Genomic DNA, 13,813 nt, shown 5'->3' on the forward strand with positions numbered 1-13,813 from the left:
TAAATCCATCTTTTCTAACTCATTCTACATCATTTTTAGAGGCTTTTCCGTACAATTTTATTCTTTAAATATCAAATCATATATTTTTTCTTATAAAAAATCTTCTGAATATTTTTGCTCTAAATTTATTCAGTTTTAATAAAAATAATCTCATGAAAAAACACCTTTACAATCTGTTAACGATTGTTCTATTATGCTTACTAATCTTCAGCTGTTCTCCTGAAAATGATTACACCAGTATTGAAAAACAGGAATCAGCATTACTTATCCGTTCAAAAGAATGGTTAAGCTCAAAAAGTACTATTAGCGAAAAGGATGTACTTTGGAACTCCGCAGCCCTTTATCAGCAAAGCACCGAAACTTCTTTTGTTGCTATAATTCCAGTAAAATCTTCCAACTCTTTTCTTTTGCAAAAAATTATTCTGGAAATCAACGATTATAATATCACGGGAAAATTATGGAGTTTTAATTTTAAAGATGCTCAGGAAATAGAGGATCTGCAAAAAATAGCCACACACAAAATACTGGAATCGTTTACCGGTGAAGTAAGAATTACTAACTTAGAGACCATGGAAACGAGAAAAGATAGTTATAAACAAGGGATAGCCAATGGTAATAATCTTTTTTCGAAATCAAGTGGAGCAGGTGTTTGTAATAACTGCCACGGCGACGAAGGTGCTATTAAACTAAACGAAGTAGTCGTAACAGGTCCTGGAGGCAGTCCTTGGCCCAACCCTATTACAAATCCTGTAAATCCTCCAATAGTACCAATTGGTGGTGGTATTTTTGGCAGCGGTGGCGGTTCATCATCAAATCCTTTGAACATTACAAACCAACTTACCGGAAAAGAAAAGTGTTTGAATGATTTACTGGATCAAAAAGGAGATTCGTTTGTACAGGACTTATTATCTAATTTTAAGGGGAAATCTGAATTTGACATAAAAATCGGATCTAAAGATCGGGTATTTGTTACCAAAGACGGAGTTACCAGTGAAGTCAATGGAGCGACTCATCCGCCCAAAAATAATGTAATCGAAATAGAAATAAATACTTCCCGAATAAATGCTCATTCTGCTCTGGACGCTGCCAGAACCATTTTGCACGAATACATACATGCCGACATTTTTAGAAAATTAAACACCACAAATACAGCTACGGGAATCCTTGATTTTAAAAATACTTATGACGCTTACGGTAATCAACATGGCGCAATGGCTGCTTTATATCTTGAAAGCATGAAGAATGCACTAAAAGATTTTCATAAAAACATGCTCGGAAGTGATTACAATAAATATACGGATTATTATGGAGAACAACCAAGCGATGCCTTTTATGAAGCTATGGCCTGGGGAGGTTTAAAAGACAGTAACGTTAAAGCCTGGAATGATCTTCCTGCTGCTAAAAAGGCTGAAATAGAAAATCTGGCAAGAAGAGCCAACATGTTAACCAAACCGGCACCTTGTCCAAACTAACCATACAAAACTCTGCTAAATATGAAAAAACATATTGTATTTATCCTGATAGTATTCTTTATCGCTGGCAATATCAAAGCTCAGATAAGAACAAAGGATACCTTATTCTTCAATATTGATCCTTATTACAGCATATCCCCCACAATTACTCCTAATCTTTCGAACAGAACTTACTCTGAAATGGAAGGGGCACACAAGGAGCAAATGAAACATACCCAAACAAATGGGTACATCTACTTTGTTGGAAATGGTTATTTGACGAAAAATCTAAAACCGAAAAAAGTGCTGTCCATAAAAGATTATATTGAAAACAGAACGTTTTATCTTGACGGGAAATACAACAAAATAGTAGACAAATGGAAACTGAAAGATTCATTAACAAACAAATACAAAATTTACTTTGTTCACGGTGATGAATTTATAGAACCAAGGTTTTTGGAATACAACTCTTATTATCCAATTGGAAAAGGAGAGGATGCTATCGTAAATAAAGTAAAGGACACTCTCTGTTTTAAACTGGATACAAAATACGTAAAGACGTACGCTCAAATTCCAGATCATTTTTATCTTAGCGACAGTGGTAATGCCGCTACTTCCGGTGCCTTTTTTTTACGAAAAGTCCAGTCATCAAATCATATAAAGTTTAAAAATCTCCTTTCCATTGAAGAATTCGTCCACTCCTCCCGATTTTACAATAAAGACAAAACTCAAAAGCTAAATGATTATGAATTAGCAGAATACCTCAGTAATTATGTCCTTTTTTTAGTTCGGGATCAGAAAACACAATATGTTCAGGTAGAACCAGGTTTTGTAATTGAGTAATGCTTATTTACCAGCATACAAATAAGCATACATAAAAAACTTTTCTCCTCTTATAAACTAAGCCCGACAGGTTTTTGAAACCTGTCGGGTTTGTTGTTTTTGGGGTATAAAAAAACTAACAGCATTTGAAATCTGTTAGGTTTTTTTATTTAATAACAATCCAGATCTTAATCCAGAATCTTATATAATTTATCAGAATAGGTTTCTTTTTTTTTTTATGATTCCAGAGCTAATCGTTGATTACAGGCAAACATTCTCTTAAAGTTTCAACATCTTGAGTATTTGCATTTTTAAAATATCCTACCTCACTCCCGTAGTCATTTCTAAAATTGACTACTATCATATTCGGATTGTCCAAAATGTCATTGAACTCTTCCAACTATTACTTCAAGTTTACCAAGTATTGATTGTACACCAAATCTACGATTGAATCTTAATAATTTTGAATAGATTTTCACTAGTTATTCAATCATAAAAATGCAAGGATAGTAAAACGTAACCGTTTGTATTCAGGAATCTGTAAATCTTTTTGCTTAATTATGAAGCTTTTAGCAATAAGCAAAAAAAGAACATTTTACTCCCTTCTAATTCACTCTATGGTAAAAATGTCTTTTTATACCTCTATCAACGGATTCCATTTACTAAAACAAAAAACGGATTCAACAAAGAAGGTTAATTTCGCAAAAACGATTGTAGTTTTTACTCTAATTATACTGTCTTCTTTAGTAAATGGTCAATGTACGGTTCAAACCATAAACGCAGATTTTGAATACCCTGCTTTCGCTCAAGGTCTTGAATTTATCAACCAAAACAAACTTCCCGTTTCTTTGCTTGGCTGGAGAACGACGGCTACTGATGATATCATAGAGTTTTGGGCTAATGGCAATGAAGGGAAATACGCATACAGTGGAAGGCAATTTGTAGAACTTAATGCCTATCAGTTTTCAGGGCTGTATCAAGACTATGATACCTCAACCACAACTTATTTTAATTACTCGTTTGCTCACATGGGTAGACGCGGTGTTGATAAAATGGCACTAAAAGCAGGCCCTCCCGGAGGTCCTTATACTACTATCATGACAGCCTCAACAGATACGGCATGGAAATTATACACCGGCACTTATCAGATTCCAAAAGGTCTCACCAAAATCCGTTTTATTTTCGAAGCGATATCAACTTCAACCGGAGACCCAACAATTGGTAATTTTCTGGATGCTGTAAATTTTACCGCCTCCATTGCTCCTCCCTCAGCAACTGACAAAACAATATGCAACGGAACAACTACCACACTTACAGCAACTGGAATTCCTAATGCAATTTTCTACTGGTATGATGCTACAGGAACAAATCTGCTTTATGAAGGACCCATCTTTACGACTCCTGTCCTGACAACTGATACAAGTTATAAGCTGAAAGAAAAAGATACTATTTCTAATTGTGAAAGCAATTTTGTAAATGTTACTGTCAAAATAGACAATCTGGCAAACCCACTAACTTTAACGCTAACAGGAAATAGCCAAAATGAGATCACAGCAAACGCAAGCGGAGGAAAACCAGCATATCAATATTCCATAAACGGAGGCTCTAGTGGCCCCTCCAACAAATTCACCATTGATAAATCCGGCACCTATGCGGTTACGGTTACAGATGCAAATGGATGTAGTACCACTGTTACAAAGTATTTTGAATACATTCCTAATATTGCTATTCCCGTTGCACCTGGCACGACAATATGTTATGAAACAACCGCTACCCTTACCGCTACAGGGGTTCCTAATGCAACTTTTTACTGGTACGATGCTACCGGAACAAAGCTACTTTATGAAGGTTCTGTATTTACAACTTCAGTCCTGACCGCTGACACAACTTACAAGCTTAAGCAAAAGGATAGTGTTTCTAATACAGAAAGCGACTTTCTGAATGTTGAAGTAAAAATAAGTAACCTGGCAAATCCACTAACTTTAACCTTAACAGAGGGCGAACAAAATGAAATTGTAGCTATAGCAAGTGGAGGAACTTCAAAATATGAATATTCCCTAAATGGAAGCCCCAGTGGTCAATCCAACAGATTTGTCATTACCGAATCCGGCCTCTATACCGTTACCGTTACTGATGAAAATGGATGTACCGCCTCCACTTCGAAATACTTTGAATACACTATTAAAAACGATATTTGCATCCTTAATTATTTCACCCCAAACGGTGATGGCATAAACGACGAATGGGCTCCGGGCTGCTTAGGCAACAACAAAAACCTAACCTATATTATTTTTGACCGATACGGACGCACCATTACAACCAATAATTACGATCAAAAATGGAACGGAAAATACAATGGTGCTGAACTGCCTTCCGGTGATTACTGGTATGAAATAACTTTAAACGACCGAGACAATAGAAAAATTATTGGTCATTTTACTCTTTACAGATAAATACTAAGGAGAAGAAAACGATGTTTACTGGTAAACACCTACTAATTATAATTTAAAACCCTATTTTGTTTATTACACAAAATAGGGTTTTGCTATTCTAAAAAACGATAATTTAAATCTGCTTTAATTTTACAGATATTTATTTACTGTTAGTTTATAATTTTATATAATTTATCAGACAATCTGATTCTGAAAGGAACTTCAAAAGTAACTTTATCACCAATTTTAGCGGTTGAAGTTTCGGCTCCGTTCACAATCAGTCTTTCTAAAACCAATTCCTGATTACCGGTTGTTGGTCCTGAGATTAAGATTTTGTCACCACTGTTTAACTCTTGGTTTTCAATCGTAAACTGTGCCACCTGTGCTTTTACATAATAATGTTCTGCTTTTCCAAGAAGTGCTTTTTTTACTTTTACTTTCTGACGAATATCAACAGGTTTTTCTGCTGCGGCCAAAGCTGTATTGGGTAAATCGCCTGAATGTTTGAATTTCAAATTTTCCGATTTTCCTTTTCTGAAAACTTTGTTTCCAACTTGTTTTCCGGTTCTCAATCGAACCTGATCTACTAAAGGCATGTGGATAATTTCCAGACATTCTGTTGAACAACAGTTTTCCATTGCCGATTTACATTCATCGCACTGAATAAACAATAAATGGCAGCCATCGTTTTCACAATTGGTATGATTGTCACAAGGTTTTCCGCATTGGTGACATTGCGAAATAATATCTTCTGTAATTCTTTCCCCTAAACGATTATCAAACACAAAGTTTTTTCCGATGAATTTGCTTTCCAGACCTTCTTCCTCAATTTGTTTGGCGTAATTGATGATACCTCCTTCTAATTGATAGACATTTTTAAAACCCTGGTGCTTAAAATAGGCACTTGCTTTTTCGCAACGAATTCCTCCGGTGCAATACATCACAAGGTTTTTATCTTCTTTATGATTTTGAAGCTGTTCGTTGATGATTGGTAAACTTTCTCTAAAAGTTTCAACATCAGGAGTAATTGCATTTTTAAAGTGCCCTACTTCACTCTCGTAGTGATTTCTAAAATCAACCACAATTGTATCAGGATCGTCAAGAATGGCATTAAATTCTTTGGCTTTCAGGTGAATGCCAATATTGGTTACATCAAAAGTTTCGTCATTCAAACCGTCGGCAACAATTTTGTGACGAACTTTGATCGTTAGTTTTAAAAAGGAATGATCATCATGTTCTACGGCTTCATTCAAACGAATGCCTTTCATGAAATCGTACACTTCCAGAGTTGTTCTAAAAGCTTCCAAATTTTCGGCAGGAATACTCATCTGAGCATTAATACCTTCGTTAGCCACATAAATTCGGCCTAAAGCATCAAGCTTGTTCCAGGCAATAAATAAATCGTCGCGAAATTTTTTGGGATCTTCAATTTTGGCATACGCATAGAAAGACAACGTTAGTCGTTGTTTACCGGCATCATCGATCATGATGGCTCTTTCTTCTGCGCTCAAAGTGTTATACAGTTGCATGCTATAAACAGTTTTAAGTTAAGAATAAGTTTGATTTTTTTTAAATCTGGTGCAAAAGTACCATTTATTTTCAGATTAAAAATGCTATTAACATTTCATCTCATTTTTTCATCTCAGAAAAAAGCCCCAATTTTATAGATGCTTGTTATTTTATCATTCAAAAGCCCATCCTGTTTCTGTAAAAGGGTTAATCCAAATACCGTCGTAAGTAAACAGAACAGCTGCAGAAATTCTTTTTTTTACTTTTTGCTAAAAAAATGTTAACTTAGCTATGCACATATTTGGTTTCTAGTTAGTTGAATATTAATACATCTTAATATAAATTAAAAATGAACAAATTTTATCCTTCTGCAATTCTCCTCCTTTTCTTTCTTTCAGCCTGTAAAAAAGAAACTCCGCCACCACCCAAACCTCTTGAAATTTCAGTTCTTACTGTTTTAAATCAGGATGTAAATGTAGAATCCGAATACACCGGACAGACTTATGGTCAGTCAGACATTCAGATAAATCCTCGTGTTGATGGTATTATTTTGAGTCAGAATTTTAAAGAAGGTGGTTTTGTTACCAAAGGGCAGGTGTTGTACACTATTGACCCTCTTCCTTATAAAACCAAAATGGACGAAGCCGCAGGGACACTGGCAGAATCGCAAGCCGGTTTGGCAAAAACCAAAGCCGATTTAGACATGATAGCGCCATTAGCGAAGATAAATGCGGTTAGTCAAAGAGAATTAATTTCGGCTAAATCAGCCTACAGTGCGTCTCAGGCTAAAATTAAAGCGTCTCAGGCTTCTCTGGAAAATTCAAAAATCGAACTGGGCTATTGCCGTATTATCGCACCAATTTCAGGTTTAATCGGAATATCAAAAGTAAGAGTAGGCGATTATGTGAGACCTGGTGCGGCATCAGTTCTAAATACAATCTCTGATCTAGGTGATGTCAGGGTTCGATTTACCATGAGCGAACAGGAATTTCTTCGTTTGTTTAGAGAATTCAACAAACCTAATTCTTCTTTAAAAGGTTCCGGTGCTACAGTTTCTCTGAAATTATCCGACGGTTCGACTTATCCTGAAACGGGTAAAGTCAGTTTCGCCGACAGACAGATTGATCCTTCTACAGGCGCGATAACATTTGAAGCGGCATTTTCAAATCCTGACAAATTATTACGTCCGGGACAATATGTAAAAATCGGATTGCTTACAGACGTTCGTAAAGATGCGATCGTGATTCCACAACGTGCTGTTATTGAAGTACAGGGTATTTATCAGGTTTACGTATTGGGCAAAGACAATAAAGTCAACATGCAAATCGTAAAACCCGGGCCGGCTGTAAAAGATGGTTACGTAATAGAAGATGGCTTAAAACCCGGAGACAAAATAGCTATGGGAGGTACTTCATTATTAAAAAATGGAAGTCCTATTACACCAAAAGTAATTCAATGGCAATTAGGTCAGACACAAGCTGCGGCAACTAAATAACTTATACACCACGTATCATGGGAGAATTTTTCGTTCGAAGACCAATCGTTGCTATTGTAATGAGTATTATTATTGTGATACTCGGATTACTGGCATTACAAAAAACACCTATTTCGCAATACCCTGACATTAACCCACCTGTTGTTAAAATCAATACGAGTTTTACAGGTGCCAATGCGCTGAATGTTGAACAAGCTGTTGCTACACCTATTGAACAAAAGGTAAATGGTGTAGAAAATATGCTGTACATGAAATCTACCAATACTTCTGATGGTGCTTGTACCATTGAGGTAACTTTTGATGTGGGTACTAATTTGGACAATGCCAATATGCTCACTCAAAACAGGCAAAATCAATCTTCGCCTTTTATGCCTTCCAGTGTAAAACAGCAGGGGGTTGTGGTAAAAAAGTCCTTATCCTTCCCGATGATGCTGTTTACTGTTACCTCAAACAATCCGAAATACGACGCTAAATTTCTAAACAATTATGCCAGTATCAATATTGTAGATCAACTGGCTCGTATAAAAGGTGTTGGAGAGGTTGCGCTTTTTGGAGGCAGTGACTATTCGATGCGTATCTGGTTAAAGGCCGATGTCATGAGCAAACTGGGTGTTACGGTTGATGATGTAAAAAATGCCCTGAACGCCCAAAACATGATTAGTCCCGGAGGAAAATTCGGGGCTGAACCCGCACCTCCCGGTACTGAGTTTACTTATGGTGTTACGCTTCAGGATCGTCTGGTAACGGAGAAACAATTTGGAGAAATCGTTGTTCGAAGTAAAAAAGACGGTGCACAGGTGTTACTCAGTGACATTTCCCGAATTGAACTGGGAACTGAAAACTACAGTTCGTCTGCACGCCGAAACAGTTCACCAAGTGCGGTAATGGCGGTTTATCAAATGCCCGGAAGTAATGCGCTTGAAGTAGCTGAATTGGCCAAAAAAGCCATGAAAGACCTTTCTGGAAAATTCCCAAAAGACATCGAATATCAGGAATCACTCGATACAACACTTGCTATTACTGCCGGAGTGGAAGACATTGTTCACACCCTCTTTGAAGCGGTTATACTGGTAATTCTGGTGGTGTTTATCTTTCTGCAAAACTGGCGTGCTACCTTAATTCCTCTAATAACGGTGCCTGTTTCCTTAGTGGGAACCATTGCCGTTTTTCCGTTATTAGGATTTTCTATAAACACACTTTCACTTTTAGGATTGGTATTAGCCATTGGTATCGTAGTCGATGATGCTATTGTTGTGGTAGAAGCCGTTATTCACCATATCGAAAAAGGTAAAAGTCCGCGGGAAGCTACCATTCAGGCAATGAAAGAAGTATCAGATCCTGTAATCGCAATTGCCTTAATTTTGATTGCTGTTTTTGTTCCGGTTGCCATGACTCCGGGAATCACGGGTCGCTTTTATCAGCAGTTTGCCATAACCATTGCGGTATCGGTAGCGTTCTCAGCCATTAGTGCTCTGTCTTTAAGTCCTGCTTTATGTGCCATGTTATTAAAACCGACCAAACCAATCGAAGAGCAAACCGGATGGTTAGCCAAATTTTTCGCCGGGTTTAACCGAATTTTCGAAAAAGTTACCGGAAGATACCTAACAGGAGCTACTTTCTTTGCCAAAAAATCAATTCGAATTGTAGTCTTATTGGCCGTAATCATGGCTGCCGTTGTAGTATTAGGCAAAAAAATTCCGTTAGGTTTTATTCCCGAAGAAGATCAGGGTTATATATTGGTCAATATGTCACTACCTCCAGCTTCTTCCTTACAGCGTACAGATGAAATATCGCGAAAAGTGGACCGTTTTTTAAAAGAAGAAAAATCCATTTTGTCGTATACCACCATCAACGGGTTTAGTATGCTTACCAATTCTTACCAGCCGAACAGTGCCTTTATTTTCATCTCATTAAAACCTTGGGAAGAAAGAGATGAAACTTCTAAGCAATTTGTGGACCGCTTAAACAAAAAATTTGCGACTCAAATCACTACTGCTTCCGTATTCGGATTTGGCCCTCCGGCCATTCAGGGTCTGGGTGCTTCCGCAGGTTTTAGTTTAATGCTGCAGGACAAAGGTGGTAATACTCCACAATATTTAGCAGAACAGACTCAGGCCTTTATAGCCGCCGCTCAACAACGTCCGGAAATAAAACGAATCTATACCACTTTTAATGCCGGTTCTCCACAAATCAAATTGGATATTGATAACGACAAAGCCATGAAACTCGGTGTTCCCGTCTCGAAAGTTACCGAAGCTTTAGGTGCCTTTTTAGGCGGAAGTTATGTAAATGACTTTAATCGTTTTGGACGTCAATACAAGGTTTTCATACAAGGTGAAGCGGCCAATAGAGTAAAACCCGAAGACTTAAACCTGATTTATATCAGAAATAATGATGGTGACATGCTTCCTATTTCCACATTGGTAACCGCTACAAAAGTTATGGGTCCCGATTTTACCAATCGCCTCAATCTCTTCCGATCTGCCGAAATTGGCGGAAGTCCGAATGACGGTTACAGTAGTGCGCAAGCTTTAGAAGCTTTAGAAGAAGTGGCCAAACAAACCCTGCCGGCAGATATGGGTTACGATTATATCAACCTTTCGTATCAGGAGAAACATTCACCAGGCGGAAGCTCCGTGTTTATCATGGCACTCGTATTTGTGTTTCTAATTCTCGCCGCACAGTACGAAAGTTGGAAGTTACCTTTCAGCGTTTTACTTGGTGCGCCTTTTGCTGTTTTTGGGGCCTTTTTGGGATTGCTATTAGCCAGAATCGGAAGCGATGCTTATGTCAACAATGTTTTTGCTCAAATTGGGTTAGTGCTCTTAATCGGATTGGTCGCGAAAAATGCGATCCTTATTGTGGAATTTGCCAAAGAAGAATACGAAAAAGGAAAACCGCTGTACGAATCGGCTATGGTGGCAGCAAAACTTCGTTTCCGTCCAATTCTAATGACGGCCTTTGCTTTTATTCTTGGTGTTGTTCCGCTCTTAACGGCTACGGGTGCCGGATCTCAGGCACGTATTGTAATGGGAATGGCAGTATTTAGCGGAATGTTAATCGCCACTTTTTTAGGGGTATTAATTGTACCCGGCTTGTTTGTCATGATTGAAAACATTGGAAAAAAGAAAGAGGATACCAACGAAACGACAGAAAATTATAAGGACTCTAATACCACTGGCCATGATGATTAAGAAATATAAAATAATAGCCATTATCCTTTTACTCTCCTTATTGCCTGTAGGCTGTATGGTGGGACCTAAGTATACAAAGCCCGAACAGCTAAAGACTGATTCTTATCAAAACGAACGAAATTTAGACAGCCTTGCCTCAGTCGTCAACTTAAAATGGTTTGATTTATTTAATGATGATGTTTTAAAAGACCTGATTACAAAGGGGCTTCAGAATAATTATGATTTAAAAATTGCGATTACCAGAATGGATCAGCTTAGGGCACAACTAGGATACTCTAAAACAAATCTATTACCCTCTTTTCAATATGGAGCAACTATAAACAGCAACGAAAAAAATCTGACGCCGTCAAATGTGGGTGCAAACATGTCCTGGGAAATTGATTTTTGGGGAAGATACCGTCATGAAAATAAAGCGGTACAAAATGAACTTCTGGCTACTGAGGAAGCTCGTAAAGTTGTGCTTTCAAATATTGTGAGTGATATTGCTACGGCTTATTTTCAGCTGCGAAATTTCGACGATCAGTTAGAGATCGCAAAGCATACTCTTTCTACCCGCGAAAAATATTATGAAATTATAAACCAAAGATTCAAAAGTGGTTATATCTCTGAGGTAGACAAAGCACAAATCGAACAACAGGTTGCGATCGCCGAAGCAACTATTCCAAACATTAAAAGACAAATAACGGTTCAGGAAAATATTATTTCTCTACTTACCGGTCAGCTTCCATCGCAAATTCCCAGAGGAAAATCCAACACCGAATTGCGAATAGTAAGCGAAATCCCCTTGTCAATTCCGTCTGCTTTACTGGAAAACAGACCTGATGTGAAAGCGGCAGAATTAAAATACAAAGCCTCCAATGAAAGAATCGGAACCGCTCAGGCGATGCGCTTTCCTTCTTTTAACCTCGCAGCAATTGCCGGATTCGCCAGCGCCGACTTAAGCAATTTGTTTTTAGGAAGTTCTTACTCTCAGAATGCCTCTGCAGGAGTTACCGGTCCTATATTTGCTTTTGGGAGAAACAAACGCAGAGTAGAAATATACAGACAACAGGCTGAAGAACTCAAATTTACCTATCAAAAAACATATATTTCTGCCGTTAATGAAGTAGAACAATCTATTCAGAACATCAAAACCTACAAAGAAGAATGGAGCGCCCGAAACCGACAGGTTAATGCGGCTTTAATAAACTATAAACTGTCCTACGAAAGATATGACAGCGGTTATGTTTCTTATCTGGAAGTTTTAGATGTCGAAAGCAACTTGTTTCAGGCGCAATTAAGCCTTTCACAATTATCTGAAAGACAATTAAGTTCAATGATACAATTGTACAAAGCCCTTGGCGGGGGATGGAGTCCGTAAAGGTGCAAAGGTACGAAGTCGCAAAGGTTCAAAGCTTCTGAGCTGCTAAGGTTCAAAGATTTGATAAAAACAAAAAAGAGGCAGTCTCATTAGACTGCCTCTTTTTATTTCTTTGTACCTCTGTACCTTTGTCACTTTGAACCTAAGCTAAAACCTTAGAACCTCAGCAACTCAGAATCTTAGTCCCTTAAATTAACAAAACTCGTTAAAAGCGTCTCTCAAATTCTCAGCGATTAATTCAGCAGGGCGACCTTCGATGTGGTGACGCTCTAACATGTGAACTAATTCTCCGTTTTTGAACAAAGCCATAGATGGCGATGATGGAGGGAAAGGAAACATATGTTGTCTTGCAGCATCAACAGCTTCTTTGTCAACACCAGCGAAAACTGTAATTAAGTGATCTGGTTTTTTAGCGCCTTCTAAACTCATTTTTGCTCCCGGACGTGCATTTCTTGCAGCACAACCACAAACAGAGTTTACAACAACTAAAGTGGTACCTTCAGCTTTGATAGCATTATCTACAGCTTCTGCACTATGTAAATCTTGAAAACCAGCAGCTGTTAATTCAGCCTCCATAGGTTTTACCATTTCTTGTGGATACATATTTCTTATTTTTAAATTTTACTTTTGATTTGCAAAGTTACAAAGTTTACCCGCAACTACTTAATTTGTGGTATAAAGTTTTGTTATAGTTCAATTGATTTATTCGAAAGCTGTAAAGTCATAAAACACAAACACTTAAAACAATCTATTGTTTGGTGAATTTCTTCTGATATGGATAAGTTTCGTAAACCGTATTATCTTCATTAAGAGAAAACCCTTTTGCAGCATCTTCTCTGGCAATGCCAACCAATGCCACAACTTCTTCTCTTGGTTTACCCTGTTTCAGCCAGCAGATCGCTTTGTAATACTTCGCATCTGAGAAATCAGGATAGATCTTAATCGCTTTATCAAAAACAGCAATGGCTTCATCCCATTTTTTGAGCTCGTATTTGGCAATTCCCTGATAAAAATACGCTGTAGGATGTTCTAATTGCTGCCTGTTTTTATAAATGTCATTTACATAATCGTCAAAAAGCTTTTCGGCTTTATCGTATTCATTCAATTGCAAATAACAAAGTCCCATATAAAAACTATAGGTATGATCCATGACATAACTGTTTCCATAAAGTTTAATACATTCTTCAAAATCTTTAATCGCTTCTTTGTAAGTATGCGCAAAAATACATTTTATAAAAGCCCGGTACGGAAGCCATTCTTGTTTATTATAACGAACGGCTTTATCCAGAAAGGGCATTCCGACTTCGTATTTCTTGCATTTAAAATACGGCATTGCTTTTTGTTGCCACAGATAAGCTATTGTGCTATCTTTTTTTAGACCTTCGTCGATGCAATTTTGCCATTCTGACATTTGAAAAGTATAATTGTACTTGTAGGCACAACTGTCTAAGTATTTGACCTGAATAGCATCCTGAGCTTTATTTTTGGATACTTGTGCAAAAGAGATAATCGAAAAAAACAAACTGAATCCTAAAATAATGTTTTTCAAA

The 13,813-nt window shown here is 37.4% G+C and carries 10 protein-coding genes; 6 read left to right on the top strand and 4 right to left on the bottom strand.

The features are described from left to right. The first annotated feature begins 152 nt into the window (after positions 1-152). Both OLM58_RS06905 and OLM58_RS06910 read left to right on the top strand, forming a co-directional pair. On the top strand, positions 153-1,472 hold the full coding sequence (locus OLM58_RS06905) for a hypothetical protein (protein ID WP_264531716.1): 1,320 nt from the start codon (positions 153-155) through the stop codon (positions 1,470-1,472). Between the two features lie 21 nt (positions 1,473-1,493). After that, a complete protein-coding gene (locus OLM58_RS06910; RefSeq protein ID WP_264531717.1) occupies positions 1,494-2,294 on the top strand; it encodes a hypothetical protein in 801 nt (266 codons plus the stop codon). A gap of 229 nt (positions 2,295-2,523) precedes the next feature. Here OLM58_RS06910 and OLM58_RS06915 read toward each other — a convergent pair whose 3' ends face one another. Continuing rightward, positions 2,524-2,673 (bottom strand): hypothetical protein, encoded by a 150-nt coding sequence (locus OLM58_RS06915; RefSeq protein ID WP_319802364.1) that lies wholly within the window; start codon positions 2,671-2,673, stop codon positions 2,524-2,526. 226 nt (positions 2,674-2,899) lie between these two features. On the opposite strand from OLM58_RS06915, the gene OLM58_RS06920 reads away from it, so the two are divergent. Beyond that, on the top strand, positions 2,900-4,726 hold the full coding sequence (locus OLM58_RS06920) for a T9SS type B sorting domain-containing protein (RefSeq protein ID WP_264531718.1): 1,827 nt from the start codon (positions 2,900-2,902) through the stop codon (positions 4,724-4,726). A gap of 149 nt (positions 4,727-4,875) precedes the next feature. Here the strand turns inward: OLM58_RS06920 and OLM58_RS06925 are convergent, their stop codons facing one another. Further along, entirely contained in the window at positions 4,876-6,234 is a 1,359-nt protein-coding gene (locus tag OLM58_RS06925; RefSeq protein ID WP_264531719.1) for a rhodanese-related sulfurtransferase, read from the bottom strand. 329 nt (positions 6,235-6,563) lie between these two features. On the opposite strand from OLM58_RS06925, the gene OLM58_RS06930 reads away from it, so the two are divergent. The 3 genes from OLM58_RS06930 to OLM58_RS06940 are packed head-to-tail and all read left to right on the top strand — an operon-like array spanning position 6,564 to position 12,263. Beyond that, positions 6,564-7,709, top strand: coding sequence for an efflux RND transporter periplasmic adaptor subunit (locus OLM58_RS06930; RefSeq protein WP_264531720.1), 1,146 nt, complete (start codon positions 6,564-6,566; stop codon positions 7,707-7,709). A 17-nt stretch (positions 7,710-7,726) separates the two neighbouring features. Continuing rightward, positions 7,727-10,903, top strand: a complete 3,177-nt coding sequence (locus tag OLM58_RS06935; protein ID WP_264531721.1) for an efflux RND transporter permease subunit — start codon at positions 7,727-7,729, stop codon at positions 10,901-10,903. Further along, complete coding sequence (locus OLM58_RS06940) at positions 10,893-12,263, top strand: TolC family protein (RefSeq protein WP_264531722.1); 1,371 nt, start codon at positions 10,893-10,895, stop codon at positions 12,261-12,263. Before OLM58_RS06935 ends, OLM58_RS06940 begins: the two co-directional genes overlap by 11 nt. Before the next feature lie 192 nt (positions 12,264-12,455). On the opposite strand, the gene OLM58_RS06945 is transcribed toward OLM58_RS06940, so the two are convergent. Next, entirely contained in the window at positions 12,456-12,866 is a 411-nt protein-coding gene (locus tag OLM58_RS06945) for a BrxA/BrxB family bacilliredoxin (RefSeq protein ID WP_264531723.1), read from the bottom strand. 145 nt (positions 12,867-13,011) lie between these two features. Then, the gene (locus tag OLM58_RS06950; protein WP_264531724.1) at positions 13,012-13,812 is read right to left on the bottom strand and encodes a tetratricopeptide repeat protein; all 801 of its coding nucleotides are present in this window, start codon (positions 13,810-13,812) and stop codon (positions 13,012-13,014) included. Position 13,813: the final 1 nt, after the last annotated feature.

Origin of the sequence: Flavobacterium sp. N502540 (assembly GCF_025947365.1) — a bacterium.
GTDB lineage: Bacteria > Bacteroidota > Bacteroidia > Flavobacteriales > Flavobacteriaceae > Flavobacterium.

What these genes read in the sequence shown, in the direction of transcription:
- OLM58_RS06905 (WP_264531716.1), top strand. Translation starts at nt 153, where the DNA reads ATGAAAAAACACCTTTACAATCTGTTAACGATTGTTCTATTATGCTTA.
- OLM58_RS06910 (WP_264531717.1), top strand. Translation starts at nt 1,494, where the DNA reads ATGAAAAAACATATTGTATTTATCCTGATAGTATTCTTTATCGCTGGC.
- OLM58_RS06920 (WP_264531718.1), top strand. Translation starts at nt 2,900, where the DNA reads ATGTCTTTTTATACCTCTATCAACGGATTCCATTTACTAAAACAAAAA.
- OLM58_RS06925 (WP_264531719.1), bottom strand. Translation starts at nt 6,234, where the DNA reads ATGCAACTGTATAACACTTTGAGCGCAGAAGAAAGAGCCATCATGATC.
- OLM58_RS06930 (WP_264531720.1), top strand. Translation starts at nt 6,564, where the DNA reads ATGAACAAATTTTATCCTTCTGCAATTCTCCTCCTTTTCTTTCTTTCA.
- OLM58_RS06935 (WP_264531721.1), top strand. Translation starts at nt 7,727, where the DNA reads ATGGGAGAATTTTTCGTTCGAAGACCAATCGTTGCTATTGTAATGAGT.
- OLM58_RS06940 (WP_264531722.1), top strand. Translation starts at nt 10,893, where the DNA reads ATGATGATTAAGAAATATAAAATAATAGCCATTATCCTTTTACTCTCC.
- OLM58_RS06945 (WP_264531723.1), bottom strand. Translation starts at nt 12,866, where the DNA reads ATGTATCCACAAGAAATGGTAAAACCTATGGAGGCTGAATTAACAGCT.